General features: G+C 62.6%; 15 protein-coding genes. 8 read left to right on the top strand and 7 right to left on the bottom strand.

Translation table 11 applies throughout. From position 1 onward, the window contains the following. Positions 1-20: 20 nt before the first annotated feature. The gene (locus C1H69_RS18430; protein WP_102654830.1) at positions 21-386 is read left to right on the top strand and encodes a hypothetical protein; all 366 of its coding nucleotides are present in this window, start codon (positions 21-23) and stop codon (positions 384-386) included. A gap of 215 nt (positions 387-601) precedes the next feature. Here C1H69_RS18430 and C1H69_RS18425 read toward each other — a convergent pair whose 3' ends face one another. Both C1H69_RS18425 and uraD read right to left on the bottom strand, forming a co-directional pair. Next, positions 602-1,993: a uracil-xanthine permease family protein gene (locus tag C1H69_RS18425; protein ID WP_102654829.1), complete on the bottom strand. Its 1,392-nt coding sequence runs from the start codon at positions 1,991-1,993 to the stop codon at positions 602-604. A 245-nt stretch (positions 1,994-2,238) separates the two neighbouring features. Next, positions 2,239-2,766, bottom strand: a complete 528-nt coding sequence (gene uraD / locus C1H69_RS18420) for a 2-oxo-4-hydroxy-4-carboxy-5-ureidoimidazoline decarboxylase (protein WP_102654828.1) — start codon at positions 2,764-2,766, stop codon at positions 2,239-2,241. A 170-nt stretch (positions 2,767-2,936) separates the two neighbouring features. Here uraD and uraH point away from each other — a divergent pair, with 170 nt between their 5' ends. From uraH to C1H69_RS18405, 3 genes are all read left to right on the top strand, one after another. After that, the gene (gene uraH, locus C1H69_RS18415; RefSeq protein ID WP_102654827.1) at positions 2,937-3,290 is read left to right on the top strand and encodes a hydroxyisourate hydrolase; all 354 of its coding nucleotides are present in this window, start codon (positions 2,937-2,939) and stop codon (positions 3,288-3,290) included. Positions 3,291-3,382: 92 nt separating this feature from the next. Next, positions 3,383-4,588: a urate hydroxylase PuuD gene (locus tag C1H69_RS18410; protein WP_102654826.1), complete on the top strand. Its 1,206-nt coding sequence runs from the start codon at positions 3,383-3,385 to the stop codon at positions 4,586-4,588. A gap of 160 nt (positions 4,589-4,748) precedes the next feature. After that, positions 4,749-5,495, top strand: a complete 747-nt coding sequence (locus tag C1H69_RS18405) for a GntR family transcriptional regulator (RefSeq protein ID WP_240610000.1) — start codon at positions 4,749-4,751, stop codon at positions 5,493-5,495. A 313-nt stretch (positions 5,496-5,808) separates the two neighbouring features. Here the strand turns inward: C1H69_RS18405 and C1H69_RS18395 are convergent, their stop codons facing one another. Together C1H69_RS18395 and C1H69_RS18390 are read right to left on the bottom strand one after the other, a co-directional pair. Then, positions 5,809-7,179, bottom strand: a complete 1,371-nt coding sequence (locus C1H69_RS18395) for an NCS1 family transporter (RefSeq protein ID WP_205738539.1) — start codon at positions 7,177-7,179, stop codon at positions 5,809-5,811. 123 nt (positions 7,180-7,302) lie between these two features. Further along, complete coding sequence (locus C1H69_RS18390; RefSeq protein ID WP_102654824.1) at positions 7,303-8,049, bottom strand: aspartate/glutamate racemase family protein; 747 nt, start codon at positions 8,047-8,049, stop codon at positions 7,303-7,305. Positions 8,050-8,606: 557 nt separating this feature from the next. On the opposite strand from C1H69_RS18390, the gene puuE reads away from it, so the two are divergent. Then, positions 8,607-9,542, top strand: a complete 936-nt coding sequence (puuE, locus tag C1H69_RS18385) for an allantoinase PuuE (protein ID WP_102654823.1) — start codon at positions 8,607-8,609, stop codon at positions 9,540-9,542. Positions 9,543-9,640: 98 nt separating this feature from the next. Here the strand turns inward: puuE and C1H69_RS18380 are convergent, their stop codons facing one another. Continuing rightward, positions 9,641-11,086, bottom strand: coding sequence for a YfcC family protein (locus tag C1H69_RS18380; protein ID WP_102654822.1), 1,446 nt, complete (start codon positions 11,084-11,086; stop codon positions 9,641-9,643). Between the two features lie 138 nt (positions 11,087-11,224). On the opposite strand from C1H69_RS18380, the gene C1H69_RS18375 reads away from it, so the two are divergent. The 3 genes from C1H69_RS18375 to C1H69_RS18365 all read left to right on the top strand — a co-directional run bounded on the left by C1H69_RS18375 (position 11,225) and on the right by C1H69_RS18365 (position 13,635). Further along, positions 11,225-12,082 (top strand): MurR/RpiR family transcriptional regulator, encoded by an 858-nt coding sequence (locus C1H69_RS18375; RefSeq protein ID WP_165789530.1) that lies wholly within the window; start codon positions 11,225-11,227, stop codon positions 12,080-12,082. A gap of 210 nt (positions 12,083-12,292) precedes the next feature. Then, positions 12,293-13,129 (top strand): bifunctional allantoicase/(S)-ureidoglycine aminohydrolase, encoded by an 837-nt coding sequence (locus tag C1H69_RS18370; RefSeq protein ID WP_102654821.1) that lies wholly within the window; start codon positions 12,293-12,295, stop codon positions 13,127-13,129. A gap of 17 nt (positions 13,130-13,146) precedes the next feature. Further along, positions 13,147-13,635, top strand: a complete 489-nt coding sequence (locus tag C1H69_RS18365; protein WP_102654820.1) for an ureidoglycolate lyase — start codon at positions 13,147-13,149, stop codon at positions 13,633-13,635. Between the two features lie 32 nt (positions 13,636-13,667). Here the strand turns inward: C1H69_RS18365 and C1H69_RS18360 are convergent, their stop codons facing one another. Together C1H69_RS18360 and C1H69_RS18355 are read right to left on the bottom strand one after the other, a co-directional pair. Continuing rightward, positions 13,668-15,005 carry a di-heme oxidoreductase family protein gene (locus tag C1H69_RS18360; protein WP_102654819.1) on the bottom strand — a complete coding sequence of 446 codons (1,338 nt, stop codon included), beginning with the start codon at positions 15,003-15,005 and terminating at the stop codon, positions 13,668-13,670. After that, a complete protein-coding gene (locus C1H69_RS18355) occupies positions 15,002-16,345 on the bottom strand; it encodes an ABC transporter substrate-binding protein (protein WP_102654818.1) in 1,344 nt (447 codons plus the stop codon). Before C1H69_RS18355 ends, C1H69_RS18360 begins: the two co-directional genes overlap by 4 nt. Positions 16,346-16,362: the final 17 nt, after the last annotated feature.

Genomic DNA, 16,362 nt, shown 5'->3' with positions numbered 1-16,362 from the left:
CGAACAGGGAGTATTTGGCCATGATGTCTCAAGAGTTTCTCAAGCGCATTGGCGTGTTTGGCGTGGTGGTTGGCCTGGTGGCCGCCCCCTTGGCATTTGCTGCAGATTCCGAAGAGGAGGAGATGGGTACCACCGCCGACCAGGATGACGGAACCACCATGGGAGGTGAGAACGGTGCGACGGACACCGGTGACATGGAAGGTGAGGGCGAAACCGACTGGGAAGGGGAGGAGGAGCCTGAGCCGGGAGCTGGTGGCGAAACTAACGGCGATGGGGTGGACAGTGACCCGAGCGAAGCCGGTGGTGCGGGCATCGAAGGGCAAGAGGGTACTCAAGCGGGCGACGAGCCCGATCCGGCGGATGAGAATGACGCAGTGCAGCAATAGGAGCAGAATGGCGTGTTCTTGAGCCGTTATCGGCCATGGGTCCATGCTGTTGCAGTCAACATGATGTAATTCACGGGCGCCCCCAGGGCGCCCGTGGTGTTTCTGGAAGCGGCCGTGCCGGTACCCCAGGCGGGAGCGGGCCATATCGGCGGTGTGTCCTTTGACGCCACCTAAGGTCAGCGACCTTGACGGACACCGCCTGGCACATGATGTGATCAGGGGTTGGCCTCGGCGCCCTTGCTCTTTGTCATCACCGGCTCTTCGGGATTTGGCTTCTGACGGCCCGGCTTGCCAGGCAGGATGGCGTCCAGCGCCAATGCAGCCACGGCGGCCGGCACGAGACCGGACTTCAGCAGCAGGCCGGCCTGGCCGGGCATGGTCTCGGAGATCGCTTCCACCGCCGGCAGGCCGATGCCCAGGCTCAATGCCACGGCAATGATGAGCATGGCACGCTGGTCGAGTTCGCACTCCTGAATGATCTTGAGGCCCGCCGAAGCGATCATGCCGAACATCACGATACCGGCACCGCCCAGTACCGCATGGGGCATGGCCGCGACCAGGCCGCCCAGCTTGGGAAACAGGCCCATGGCGATCAGCAGCAGGCCACCGATGGTGACCACATGACGGCTCACTACGCCCGTCAGCGTGATCAATCCGACGTTCTGGGCATAGGCGGTGTTGGGCAGGGTGTTGAATACCGCCGCAAACGACGTTGCCACGCCGTCGGCCATGACGCCGCCGGAAAGCTCCTTGTCCCTGGCGGGGCGGCCGGCGCCACCGGTAGTGATGGCCGAGATATTGCCGATGGTCTCCAGGCCCACCACGAACATGATCAGCGTCATGCCGACGATGGCTGTCATGGAGAACTGCATGCCGTATTCCAGCGGCTTGGGTACCGAAAACCAGGCGGCGTTGGCAAGGTTGGTGAAATCCACCATGCCCAGGGCGATGGCCACCAGGTAGCCGGCCGCCAGGCCGAACAGGATCGATGAGGCCTTGATGAAGCCACGCCCCAACTGGTGCACGCTGATGGTGACGATCAGCACGAAGAACGCCAGCGCCAGGTTGGTGGGTGAGGCGAAGTCATCCGAGCCAACGCCACCGGCGGCGTAGTTCAAACCAACCGGCATCAGGGTGATGCCGATCAGCAACACCACGATGCCGGTGACCACGGGTGAGAACCAGTGGCGGATCTTCTTGAGGAAGGCACCCAGCACCACCTGTAGCAGGCCGGCTACGAAGGATGCCCCGAGCACCGCCGGCAGGCCGAAGGCCTTGGCCAGCGGCAGGGCGACCGGCAGGAAGCCGAAACTGGTGCCTTGTACGATGGGAAGGCGGGCGCCGAAAGGGCCGACGCCGATGGTCTGGATGAGTGTCGAAACCCCGGCCACGAACAGGGCGACCTGGATCAGGAATATCTGTTCACCGGCACTGGCGCCAATGACCCCGGCAATGATGATGGGCGGTGTCACGTTACCGGCGAACATCGCCATGATGTGCTGCAAGCCAAGGGGAATGGCCTTGCCGAGCGGCGGCATGGCATCAGGATTCTGGTTGATGGTGCGCGACGGCTTCGTTTGGGAGGCAGCCTGTTCCGTGTCGTTCATGTTAGCTCTCACACTTATTGTTGTATCCAGTGGTGTTATTTTGGGCACCACGCCATGGGTAAAATGTACACAATCATTCTTTTTTTGAAAGACAATAAGTGGATTTTTTTGTACTTTTCTTTTTCTTTTCCTTTTTTTCAGTAGCTTGCCTTTATTTTTTGACCCTTTGGTCATGTTGCGGATGGCCTGTCTCGAAATAGCCGCTGTCAGCGGCAGCGCCGGCAAGCTGTCGGCGCTGCCGACCGTCAGGCCCCGAGGCGTGCCTCAAGGCGGAAGCGGGCAATGCGGTTGATCTGTTCGATGGCGGTGAGGCGCTCCTCGTCCCGGGAATTCTCGAGACGTGTCTCGAAGGCGGCAAGGATGGCGTGGCGGTCATTGCCCTTGACGGCCATCACGAATGGAAACCCGAAGCGTGATTTGTAGGCGTCGTTCAGGCGTTCGAAGCGCGCCATCTCTTCGGGAGTGCACTGGTCGAGTCCGGCTCCGGCCTGCTCGCGTGTCGAGTCGTCGGTCAATTCACCGGCAAGGGCTGCCTTGCCGGCGAGGTCCGGGTGCGCGCGGATCACTTCCAGTTGCTGCTCTGGCGTGGCGTCTCTCAGCGTCTGTCCCATGGCCTCAGCCAGCCCGGGCGGTGTGTCCTGCTCGTTTCCCAGGCCCCGTTGCCAGGTCAGGTCGGCTACCCAGGGGGAGTGTTCATAGATGTCGCCATACTGGACGACAAAGGCCTCGCGGCCGAGAGTGCTGGGGCGCGGGTTGAGGGTCTGGTTGCTCATCGTTGTCTCCGCTGAGGGAATTGATGTTCGGGCACGATACGTTTCCTGGAGAACTGTATACAAAAAAATTTTGAAATGTACCACCAAAAGAGCTAAAACTGTCTTCATGCTAGTGCGTTCTTGATGCCTCGCCTATGAGAGGCTTCACCAGCCAGGTACGGGAGAAAGCAATGGGACGATTGACCACGCATGTTCTGGATACCGCGCAGGGCCGCCCCGGTGAAGGAATCGCCATCGAGGTATATCGGCTGGAAGGCGGGCAGCGCACCCAGCTCAAGACGATCGTGACCAATGATGATGGCCGTTGCGACGCCCCCATCCTCGAGGGCAACGACTTCGTGGCAGGCGAGTACGAGCTGGTTTTCCATGCTGGCGACTACCTGAGGCGTCAAGGTGTGGTGGCCGATGAGCCCCGGTTCCTGGATGTCATCCCCCTGCGCTTCGGAGTGGCGGATGCCTCGCAGCACTACCATGTGCCGTTGCTGCTCTCTCCTTATGGCTATTCCACCTATCGTGGCAGCTGACCCGACTGCGCAAGGGGGCCTGGCGAGGTAGACGGTCACTGCTGGCGTTCCCGGGTGGTTACACAACAATCAAGCGAGGCGAGACTCCCCTCATGCAATCCTACATTCTCGATTTTGCCAACTTCATGCTGCGCTGGCTTCACGTCATCGCGGCCATTGCCTGGATCGGCGAGTCGATCTACTTCGTCATGCTGGATAACGGCCTGAAAACGCCGAAGGACGAGAACTGCCGGAAGAAAGGCGTATTCGGCGAGATGTGGGCCGTCCATGGCGGCGGTTTCTACCATAACCAGAAATATGCCACGAGTCCGGAGAAGCTCCCCGACGACCTGCACTGGTCATTCTGGAAATCCTATACCACCTGGCTGTCCGGCTTTGCCCTGTTCGTCATCCTGTACATGGTCAACCCGGGCTTCTACCTGGTGAACCCCAACAGCAGTTGGGAGTGGGCCGCCAACATGGCCGGCTGGCAGGCCAATGTCCTGGCGCTGGTGTTTCTGCTGGGTGGCTGGGTCGTCTACAACGAGATGTGCAAGCGCATCAGCCCCAACATGGAGCGTGACGGCATCCTCAGCCTGGCCGTTGCCGTGCTGATGGTGGTGGTCGCCTATCTGAGCGTGCAGATGTTCTCTGGTCGGGCGGCATTCCTGCTGACCGGTGCGGTCATGGCCACTGCCATGTCGGCCAACGTGTTCTTCTGGATCATTCCCGGTCAGCGTCGCATGGTCAATGCCATGAAAGCCGGTGAAGCGCCCAACCCCCTGGATGGCAAGCGCGGCAAGCAGCGCTCGGTGCACAATACCTATTTCACGCTTCCCGTGGTGTTGCTGATGATCAGCAACCACTACTCCTTTGCCTATTCGCATGAGTATGCCTGGGTGCTCATGTCGCTGTTCATCTTTGCCGGGGCCTTGATCCGCCAGTTCTTCGTGCTGATGCACTCGGGCAAGATTCAGCCGGCCTATCCTGTCGCCGGGGTGGCACTGATTGCGGTGGCCTTCTGGATAGCGGCACCGATCGGGCAGACACCGGCGGTGGGAAACGGCGCTGCCGACACGCCGGCATTCGAGGAAGTACAGGCACTGGTCGAGCAGCACTGCGTGGCGTGCCATTCCCGGGAGCCGACCCAGCCTGGCTTCGCGGCGCCGCCAGCGGGCATTGCCTATGACACCGAAGACCAGGTCCTGAGCCAGAAGAGCCAGATCCAGCAGGTGGTGGCCAGCAAGTACATGCCGCTGGGCAACATGACCGGCATGACCGATGAGGAACGCGACGTCATCGCCGCCTGGGCGGAATGAGACCCATGCCGGTTCTGGCCTGAGACGGTTCGACTCCGACAACTGACCCACGTCACACGGCCCGCCATTCGGCGGGCTGTGTGCGTCGTCGGAGGATCGATAGTCGGACTGTAATGCGTATACAATGAATGGCACTGAGGGGCATACAAGGAGGGATACCATGAATCAGCGGCAGAGCCTCGCTGGCGAGGGGGAGGCGGACACCGTTCGCCCCAGGCGGCTGGGCAAGAACGGGGACGGTGCCGAGCGCCACGAAGCGATTCATCGTTCCATCAGCGATGCGATCATCGAACATCGTCTTCGTCCCGGCGCGCGGCTACGGGAAGACGCACTCGCCGAAGTGTTCGGCATCAGCCGTACGGGTATCCGCAAGATTCTCCAACGCCTTGCCCTGGAGCAACTGGTCACGTTGACGCCGCGACGGGGCGCGAGCGTCACCCGTCCGACAGCCGATGAAGCCAAGGATGTCTTCGATGCCCGGCAGATGATCGAGTGTGGCCTGATGCCGGAAGTGGCCCGTCGCATCACGGCGGATGACGTCCATGAACTGCGCGACATGGCGAAGCGTGAGCGAGAGGCGCTGCGATCGGGAGAGCAGAGCAAGGCGATCAAGCTCTCCGCCGCCTTCCACGAACGCTTGGCGCAACTCTCCGGCAACGCGACGCTGGCGGCCTTCGTCGGCCAGCTCTGTTCGCGCTCTTCCCTGATCCTGGCGGTCTATGGCAACGCGGGACACCTGGGCTGCGAGTCCCACGACCATGATGACCTGATCGGTTATCTAGAGGCGCATAACGGTGAACGTGCCCAGGCTTTCATGAGCCGCCACCTGAAGGCCATCGAGGCATCGCTTTCCATCATCGAGGAGGAGGCCGAGGCGCCGGATCTGCATCAGATCTTTGGCGCCTGACCGGGCTCGTCTCCCCGAATGACCTCGACCGCTGCGCGGGTGGCGTCAGTGTTGGAGTTGGGGTTGATGAGAACGATCGTCTCGATAGCGGCGGAAGCGTTCGGAGTCGTCACGTCCCGGTTCTGATCGGAGTGGGCGAGAGATGACATGAGAAGAAGGCCTGGCAGACAGCAGGCGGCCAGGCCAAGTCGGGTAGCGCGTGATGAGAAGTGGAACACGGGTCGGATCTCCATGTGGTGAGCGTTGTGGGCAACGGCGAGGCAGGGGATTTTGGAGGGGCCCCGCCCGGCGGCTGCCTGACGGGGCCATGGGGCTACTGGCGGAAGCGCTGGCAGGGCGCCCAGTGCTGCATCAACAGGTAGTAGGTAACACCGGCCGGAATCAGGCTGGCGTACCAGGAGACGGCAGGGAAAGTGAAAGCCGACAGGATGCCAACGGCGGTGGCGATCAGCGCGGCATGGTTGATGCCCTGGTAGGGGCCGGTCTCGTCATATAGCTTGCCGAGGTCCAGGGTGCGACGACGAATGATGTAGTAGTCGACCACCAGAATGGCGAAGATCGGGCCGAGGAAGGCGGAGTAGGTCTGGACGAACAGCTGCAGGCCAGCGGCGGACTCGGGCTGTACCAGCTTCCAGGGGAAGGTGGCGAAGGCCAGCAGGCCGACGATCACGGTGGCGATGGGGAACTTGAGCTTGAACACGTCCATCAGCACATAGGTGGGCGGTACCACGTTGTTGAGGACGTTGGTGGTGACCTGGGCGAAGGCGATGAACAGCAGGGTGGCCATCAGCAGTGGGGTGTTGTCCACGGCGTTGGCGAACACCTGGATGGGATCGGCGGTACCGGTGGCTTCGGAGACCATGTAGCCGATCAGCCCCATGAACAGGGTGCAGGGCAGGATCGACATGGCGTAGATGGTGGTCAGCAGGCCCGGTCCGGTGCCGTGCTTGTGTTCTCGGGAATAGTCGCTGACGTTGAGCATCATGGTGCTGTAGATACCCAGGAACAGCATGGTGGCGCCCCAGAACGGCATGCCCCAGGAGCCTTCCATGGTCAGCAGGCTGGCCGAGAGCTCATCGCCATAGCGCTGCACCGTGGCATAGAACATGTACATCAGCGAGACCAGGATGAAACCGCTGCCGATGTTTTCCAGCCACTTGATGCCCTGGAAGCCCATTACCGACAGGCCGATCTGCAGTAACTGAAAGGTGATGAAGTAGAAGATCAGGTTGTCGAAGCCGAACAGCGTGGCCGACACCATGTTCAGGGCACCTGCACCGATCCAGCTCTGAAAGCCGTACCACACCACTGCAGGAACGGCCCGCACCAGGCCGGGTATGCGGGTGCCGGCAAAGCCGAAGGCGCTGCGGGCCTGGACCATGAAGGGAATGCCGTACTTGTAGCCGGCGGCGCCATTGATGGCCAGGGCGATACCGATGACGAAGCAGCCGATGGCGATGGCCAGCGTGGCCTGGATCAGATTGAGGGTACCCACCACGCTGGAGCCCATGGCAAAGGTGCCGATCGACACACAGCCGCCAAACCAGGCCAGGAAGTAGGAGGGGCGACCCATGATGCGGGTCTGCTGGGGTGCCAGGCTCTCCTGCCCCGGGGCCTTGGTGGCATGGCTGTCAGGTGGGAAGCCCACTTCGACGGATGGGGCCTTGGGTATCGAGTTGCTCATGGTAATGTCCTCGCAAGGGTATCGTTCCGATTTGTCGTTGTTGCCTGCCCGGACTGCGGGCCGGGCAGGGGGCTTCTCTGCGAGCTGCTGTACTGAGGTGTGTCGTTGTTGTCCAGGAATGCGTTAACGGGATGGTGCCAGGCCGGAAAGGCGCTCGAACCGGCCGGTGAATGCCTTCGGGCGTGGAAAGGCCAAGTCGCCGTATTTGCTGGTGCCAAGTCCCAGCCCGACCACGGCCTCGGCCAGCTTGACGGCGGCCGTGACGCCCTCGATCACGGGCAGGCCGACCTCGTTCGCGATTGCGCCGGTGAGATCGGCCATGCCGCCGCAGCCGAGCACGATGGCGCCGATGCTGTCTTCATCCCTGGCGCGCCGGCACTCGTCGATGATTCGGCTCATGGCAACCGAGCCGTTTTCCTCCAGGTCCAGTACGGGAATCTCGGCGGCACGAACCCGACGGCAGTGGTGGCGGAACCCGTAATTCTCCAGCAGGTGCTCGGCGATGATGCCGGTACGGCCGAGCGTGGTGACGATCGAGAAGCGCGTGCTGATGAGGGTGGCCATATGGAAGGCCGCCTCGGCGATACCGATCACCGGAGCGCGGGTCAGCTCACGGGCCGCCATCAGACCCGGGTCGCCGAAACAGGCGATCACATAGGCGTCGACGTCTTCACGCTCTCCCGTCAACACCTCTTCGAGTACGCCCACGGCACTGATCGCCTCATCGAAATGACTTTCGATGGAAACCGGCCCGCTGTCGGGCTGGGTAGCGCTGATACGCGTACCCGGCGCGCCGACACGGCGGGCCGCCTCGCCGATCTTGGCCGTCATGGCGCTGGTGGTGTTGGGATTGATGACACGTAGATGCATCGGCGAAGTCTCCAGGTATTTTTTGTAAACAATAAAATGTATCTTTGTACACAAAGATAGGCATAGAGGCGCTGCCATGCAAGCATTTCTTCCACCATGAGAAAAAAGCGAATGAGGCCATTAAAACAGCCGATTGGCGATTTTTTCCGGTATCGGGCAAGGGCCTTGTAGCACTAGACTTAGGTCTAGATGTGTTCCTTCCCGCCGGCCTTGGCGACTATAAACATAAATTCATGTATACAGTTTTCAGGAGCAGGAGGCCCGGCATCGGGCCGACGGAACGGAAACCATGCAAGGGGCTGGCATGCTTTCCAGCGGCTTTATGCGCGGCACATGAGGATTGATTTTTGTATACAAAAAATGATTCTGTGAGAAGTGGTTGTCGGTGACGCGTCAAGACGCCGTTACGATTGCCAGAAAACAGAGCCGGCTTGACGCCTTGCAATAGAAATGCACACAGTCTATTTTTATATTGTATACATTAAGTGTTGCGCATGATGTTGCAAGCTGAGCACGGCTCCATGTGGGACCAGTAAGGAACAAGAGGAAAGCCCTTGATGAGCGCAGACAGTGACTACCCCCGCGACCTGATCGGCCATGGCCGCACCCCCCCCCATGCCAACTGGCCCGGCAGGGCGAAGATTGCCGTGCAGTTCGTGCTCAATTACGAAGAGGGTGGAGAGAATTGCGTGCTGCATGGTGATGCCGGTTCCGAACAGTTTCTCTCCGAGATCATCGGGGCGCCGGCCTTTCCCGATCGCCACCTGAGCATGGAATCGATCTATGAATACGGCTCCCGGGCCGGGGTCTGGCGCATCCTGAGGGAGTTCGAGCGCCGCGGGCTGCCGCTGACCGTGTTCGGTGTGGCCATGGCCCTGGAGCGTCATCCCGAGGTGGCCCATGCCTTCAAGGAGCTGGGGCATGAAATTGCCTGCCACGGCTACCGCTGGATTCACTACCAGGACGTACCGGAACATATCGAGCGTGAGCACCTGCAGCGCGCCATGGAAATCTTCCAGCATCTCTATGGCGAGAAGCCGCTGGGCTGGTACACCGGCCGTGACAGTCCCAATACCCGCCGGCTGGTACTCGACGAGGGCGGCTTCCTCTACGACAGTGACTACTATGGCGACGACCTGCCGTTCTGGACTCGCGAGGCGGACAGCCAGGGCCGCGAACACGATCACCTGATCGTGCCCTATACGCTGGACAGCAACGACATGCGCTTCGCGGCCCCGCAGGGGTTCAACACCGCCGATCACTTCTTCACCTACCTGCGCGATGCCTTCGATGTGCTCTATGCCGAAGGTGACGAGACGCCGAAGATGCTCTCGGTCGGCCTGCACTGCCGGCTGATCGGCCGTCCCGGCCGCTTCCGCGCGTTGCAGCGCTTCCTCGATCATATCGAGGCGCACGACCGGGTCTGGGTGGCCCGTCGTGTGGATATCGCCCGCCACTGGGCTGACCATCATCCGGCCCCGGCTCGCCGATAGCGGTCATCGGGGCGGTGGTGATGCCGGATATCGTTGCGCTCCGCTTGGCCACGCCGAGCGGAATGCCGCGCTGCCTCGGACAAGGCGGCTTTCGGCGATCAGCCCGTCCACTGGGTTATCTGGGCAAAGGCCATGAAAGCGATGGCGATCAGCACCCATACACAAAACAGGGGGAAGAAGAATCGCACCCACTTCTGCCAGGGGACACCGGCAATGGCCAGGGTAGCCATGAAGTAGCCGGAAGTCGGGTAGAGAATGTTCCCCATGCCGTCGCCGAGCTGGAAGGCCAGTACCGCCGTCTGGCGCGTGACGCCGATCAGGTCGGAGAGTGGCGCCATTATGGGCATGGTGACGAGCGCCTGGCCGCTGCCGGAGGGCACCACGAAATTGAACGCCAACTGGGCGAAGTACATGCCAATGGCCGCCAGCATGGTAGGCAGTTCCCCCACCAGGTTGCCCAGCCCCATGACCAAGGTGTCCATGATCTGACCGTCTTCCAGCACCACGGCCACGCCGCGTGCGACCCCGGCGATCATGGCGCCGACCAGCACATCGCGGAAGCCCTTGTTGAAGGCTTCGCAGATGCTCTCGGTGGTCAGGCCGGCGATCAAGCCGACGACGATGCCCATGATGATGAACAGGCCGGCCATTTCCATCATGAACCAGCCCTGGCGGAGCACCCCGTAAACCAGGAGACCGAAGAATGCAAAGGTAGCGATGGCGGCCAGCTTCTGACGGCCATTGGCGGTCAACGCGCCTTCGTCGGTGGCGTGCTGGTAGAGAGAACGCTTCTCGGCTTCGGCCTCGTCGCCTGCCATCAGGCTCAGCCCGGGATTGTCATGGACCTTGCGCGCATAGCGCATGACGAAGAAGATCCCGGCGCCCAGGATGATCGCGAAGGCGACGACGCGCAGGCCGAAGCCGGAATACAGCGGCAGGCCCGAGAGTTGCTGGCCGAGGCCGGTGTTGATCGGGTTCAGGATGCCGGTGGTGAAACCCGCGGTGGTGGCGCATAACGCCACGGCGGCGGCGGTCACCGAATCGAAGCGCAGGGCGATCATCAGCGGCAGGATCACGGGCACATAGACCAGCGCCAGCTCTTGTGTGCCGATGATGGTGGCAACCACGGCAAATACCGTCATCAGCACGGGTATCATCAACAGGCTTCGATTGGCAAAGCGCCGGCTGAGCTTGTCGACACCGATCTCGATGATGCCCGTGCGACGCAGCACCATGAACATGCCGCCGATCATGAAGGTGAAGAACACCACTTCCCCGGCGCTCATCAGCCCGTTGGGGATCGCCAGCATGAAGTCGACGAGTCCGGCAGGATTGGGCTCGACATACTGGAAGGAGGCCGCATCGATGGTGATGCGCCCGTCAGGGCCCGGTACTCTCTCGTACTCGCCGGCCGGTACGAAATGGGTTGCCACCGCAGCGATGGCAATGAAGACGAAGAGAATCACGTAAATGTGGGGGATCTGACCGAAACGCCTCTTGTCATTCCGGGCCGTACTTTTATCGTCTGTGTTGGGGTGGGACATGGGATGCCTCGCGTTGTTGTTGATGGTGTCGCTATCTTTTGTCGAATATCGTTGACACTATTTCCACTGAATGGCGGGCCGAAATGACGAGTATCCGGCACTGCCGGGTGGGCCTGTCGTGATAAGGAGTCTCTCTTGATGACCCAACAGGTGGGCATGTCGCCGCATATCGGCCAGCGAATCTCGGCTCGATACGGTGAGCTCAGTGCCCAGGAACAGCGCGTGGCGTCGTTCATTCTCGATCACTTCGACGATCTGGCCGTATACAGCGCCGCGGATCTTGCGCGCCTGACGGGCGTGTCGAAGTCCACTGTCAGCCGGCTTTTCAGGCGTCTCGGCTTCGAAAGTTTCCAGGCCGTCAAGCGCCACGCTCGCCAGCTGAGAAGCCTTGGCATGCCGCTGGTCACCGATACCGAGGCCGTCGGGGCCAGCGAACGCTTCAAGCGCCATTTCGAGCGTGAACAGGAGAACCTTCGTCGTCTGCTTGCGAGTGTCGAGCCGGGGGCGTTCGAGGCCATTTTGCAGGCCCTTGATCGTGCCCGCCGTGTCGTGCTGGTGGGGTTTCGCAACAGCTACCCGTTGGCCCTGCACTTTCGACAACAGCTCGTCCAGGCGAGGGACCACGTCTCGCTGGCTCCCCAGCCGAATCAGTCGCTGGCCGAAGAACTGGCCGGGCTGGAGAAAGAGGACCTGGTGGTACTGTTCGGTTTTCGTCGACGCCACAGAATGTTCGATGCCCTCGTCGAGGAACTGGCCGCCATGCCTTGCAGGCTGCTCCTGATCGGTGACGCCACGGCGGCCAGCCATGCCGGGCAGGCCGACTGGTGGCTTGAATGCCCGCTTGACAGCATCTCGGCTTTCGACAGCTATGCCAGCGCCATGAGTCTGATCAATCTGCTGGTCAATGGGTTGCTTCATCAGCGCCTGGGGCAAGGCCGTGCCCGCATCGATGCGATCAGCGAACTCTACCAGGAGCTGGACGAACTGGCGCCGTGATCCGCTGACCCAGGCAAGGGTGGCAGGGTTCGTCGTGTCGACCGCGACCGTCGCGTCCAGGTTACGGGGCATGATGGGTGGAACCTTTGCCGATAAATGAAACAAAAGTTTCTAGACAAGGTAATCGTGAGACGATAATTTCACAAGATTCAAGCAGACATTTTTCTGACTGTCGAGCCCATTGGGCTGTCATGTCATAAAGGAAGCGCCATGACGATAAAAACCTACTACGCCCCCCGCGGTGGTCATCCGCCCCAGACCCAGCTGCTTTCGGACCGGGCGGTATTCACAGAGGCCTATGCCGTGATCCCCAAGGGGGTGTTCGGCGACATCGTGACCAGCAACCTGCCGTTCTGGGAAGAGACCCGCCTGTGGGTGCTGGCAAGGCCCCTCTCCGGTTTCGCCGAGACCTTCTCCCAGTACATCATGGAGGTATCCCCGGGTGGCGGTAGCGAGAAGCCCGAGCTCGACCCCGCGGCGGAGGGGGTGCTGTTCGTGGTGGAAGGGGAGATGACCCTGACGCTGGCGGGCGAGCGTCACCCCATGACGCCGGGTGGATACGCCTTCCTGCCGCCGGGTAGTCATTGGCAACTGCGCAATGAATCCGACGCCCCGGTACGTTTCCACTGGGTGCGCAAGGCCTACGAATTCGTCGAGGGCATCGAGGTGCCGGACGCCTTCGTCGTCAACGAGAACGATATCGCTCCGACGCCGATGCCCGATACCGATGGGCGCTGGGCCACCACCCGCTTCGTCGACCCGGCCGACGTGCGCCATGACATGCACGTCAATATCGTCACGTTCCAGCCGGGCGCGGTGATCCCCTTCGACGAGACCCACGTCATGGAGCACGGGCTCTACGTGCTGGAAGGCAAGGCGGTCTATCATCTCAACCAGGACTGGGTCGAGGTCGAGGCCGGCGACTTCATGTGGCTGCGTGCCTTCTGCCCGCAGGCCTGCTACGCCGGCGGCCCCGGACCGTTCCGCTACCTGTTGTACAAGGATGTGAACCGTCACATGAAGCTCAGTCTGTCCGGCGGCAGGTAAGCACAAGGGAGACGACCATGCTCGAACTCAAGGCAGTACCGCTGACGCCGGAGGTCTTCGCGCCCTTCGGCGATGTCATCGACACGCGCACGGCCGACTACTTTCACATCAACGCCGGCCGTACCCGACGCTATCACGACCTGGCCAGGGTCGAGACCCTGGGCGAGGAGGCAAGGGCGCTGATCAGCATCTTCGTCAGCCAGCCCGTCGAACTGCCGCTCACGCTCGAGTTTCTGGAGCGACATCCGCAGGGCAGCCAGGCGTTCATGCCGCTACATGATGAACGCTTCGTGATCGTGGTGGCGCCGCCGGGCGAGGCCATCGAGCCGGCCGACGTGCGTGCCTTCGTCACCGACGGCCGGCAGGGGGTGAACTACCGGGCCGGCACCTGGCATGCCATTCAGTCGGTACTCGAACGGGAAGGCGAGTTCCTGGTCGTCGACCGCGGAGGCGAGGGCAACAACTGCGACGAGTACCCGATGGCATTGCGGGTCATCGTCGACTGATGGATGTGGCTTGATCGTGCCTGGCACCGCTTTCACAGCGAGCGCAGAAATGCCAGCAACGCCTCGCGCGCGTCCCGGTCCAGTGCGGCGAAACCGTCCCGCGACCGTTGCGCCTCACCGCCATGCCAGAGGATGGCTTCCGTCAGGTTGCGGGCGCGACCATCGTGCAGGAACTCGGTGTGTCCATTGACCGTTTCCGTGAGGCCGATCCCCCATAGCGGGGCGGTCCGCCACTCGCGTCCGCCGGCGCTGAAATCGGGGCGGTGATCGGCCAGCCCCTCGCCCATGTCATGCAGCAACAGGTCCGTATAGGGTTGGATGGCCTGGTGTGACAAGCGTGGAAAACGGGGATGCTCTCCCGTGGTGATGCTGGGCAGGTGGCAACCGTGGCACCCCAGTCGCTGGAAGAGCCGTTCGCCCCGTTGTACCCGGGGGGAGTCCCTGTCCCGGCGCGCGGGTGGGGCGAGATGCGCGAAATAGAATTCCAGGTCATTCAGTTGGCTGTCCGTGAGTTCGGGCTGGCCGCCCTCGGGAGCCCGTTGGCAGGCAAGCTGTGCGGGAGTGCAGTTCTGCTCCGGGAACAGGGAGGAGGTGATGCCCAGGTCGCCATGCATGGCCGCGGCCGTCTGCTGGCGCAGGTTGGGTTGGTTGGCCTTGTGGCCGAAACGCCCGCTGCCCGGCGCTCCCGTCCGCACGTCGTCGACCTGGTTGACGCGGCCATTCAGTCCCAGGCGGCGCGATCGGTCAGTCAGCGTCTGGAGCTGTCGCTGCGTGATGGCATCCAGCAGCCCCATGCCGATCAATGGCTGCCCGACACGCGCGGAGGTCTGTATGTCCGCTCCCAGCGGACCATAGGCCAGTTCGGAAAAGCGCAGGCGCGGTTCGCGCAGCGAGACCTTGGTGCCGTCGTCCAGAAGAACCTCATGCTCCAGCCATTCGATGGAGGCGCGGCCCTCACCCGGTACACCGGGTATGCCCTCCTCGTTGAGCTGATCGCCATAAGCCGGATGGGGCCGTGGCGGGGCATCGGCGTCCACGCCGGGCACGGACAGGCGCACCAGCATGGACCGCATCCGCTGCTCCGGCCGCTCGGGAGCCCTGCCGCGGCCATTGGCGGGGTGGCAGGCCACGCAGCTCAGCCGGTTGTACAATGGGCCGAGCCCATCGCTTTCCGGCGAATGGGAGGGGGCGATGACCCAGGGTTGACGAAACAGACCGCGTCCACGCTGGAAGGCATGCCGCTCTTCCTCGGACAGGCCGGCGATGGGCCAGGAAAACGCATTGGCCGAGACATCGGTGGTTTCCAGAGGCGCTGCGGCCGACACACCGACGAGCAGCAGCAGCGAGACGGGCAGCAGGCGACGGATCATGCATTGGCTCCGTCCAGCAGCGTTTCGACGTGGGTGCGAGTCGAGTCGACCTGCCGGCGCCAGTGCCGTTCCATTTCACCGGGAGCGTCTCTGTTCCCCTCCAGGCGGTTGGCGAAGCTGGCCAGCAGGGTGTCGGACGCCGCCGCCCGCTCATCGATCGGGGGACGGCACAAGACCCGCCGGATTGCGCGCATGTCCTCGCCTCTGTCCTCGGCGCGGTGGATACGTGACCAGAGATCGACCAGCCGCGCATGGTCCTGAGCGAGCATCGTGTCGAATAGCGAGGCGACCAACGCCAGACGCGGGCGCCCGGCATCGTTGTCGTAGGCATATCCACCCCGCGCGGCCGCCTGGAAAGGGTTGTGGTAATCGGCGGGAAGCCCGGCGTAGACATCGGGACGAACGGGGAGCTTGTGGATGTCCCGGTGGGCCAGCAGGGTCTGGCCTTCCCTCGACAGGAGAAAGTCAATGAAGGCCTGGGCGCCTTCGGGGTTGGGTGCCGCCTTGAGTTGGGCGACATGAGCGGGGTTGATGCCGCCGTGCTTCGGGTAGATGAAACGCAGTGGCATGCCTCGGGCAATGGCGGAGTGAGCGAAGAAGTCGATGGTGAGCCCGATGGCCGCCGCTCCACCGGCGACCTCTTCCGCCGCTCCGCTCCCTCCGCGTGGGATCAGCCGGGAGAGCCCGGCGATTTCCGACCACAGTGCCCAGCCCCGCGGCCAGCCGTGGCGCTGCAACGGGATATCCACCAGTACCGAGGCGAAACCTACCTGTCCCGGCGTGGGCAGCACGATGGCCCGGGCCAGGCGCGGGTCGGCAAGGTCCGGCCAATCCCTGGGCAAGGGAACCCTGCGGCGAGCCAGCTCCGCTTCGTTCACCACGAAGCCATAGCCCGCGACTTCGGTGGCGAGATAGTGCCCTTGTGGATCGGAGATACGCGTGCCGCCGATCCGCTCGGGCAGGTCCTCGGCCTGTACCGGCAACGGCTGGAGCCGGTTCTCCGCCTTCAGCCGGGCAAAGGTGCGTGGCGAGGCCGACCAGTAGACGTCCACGCCGGCGCCGTCCTGTAACAGGTAGGGCAGGGCGTCGCTCGCCGTCCGCCACAGCAGGTTCAAACGGTAGTGGGGATGCGCTCGCTCGAAGGCCGCCTCGAACACCCGCATCATCTCGTCGGGATAGCCGGTCAGCACCGTGACCGACTCGGGCGGGGTTGCCGCCGACAGCGGCTGCGGGGCGGCGGCCAGCAGCAGGCCGCCTTGGGCGAGCAGGCGGAGGAATCGTCTTCGCGACAGCCCGGCGTGGCATGCCTCGGTGTGCTTGGGCTCATCAGGTGGATACATGCCATTTCTCCTGTGGG

It is taken from the genome of Billgrantia endophytica (assembly GCF_002879615.1).
Taxonomy (GTDB): domain Bacteria; phylum Pseudomonadota; class Gammaproteobacteria; order Pseudomonadales; family Halomonadaceae; genus Halomonas; species Halomonas endophytica.
This window is presented reverse-complemented; position numbering and strand designations above follow the sequence as displayed.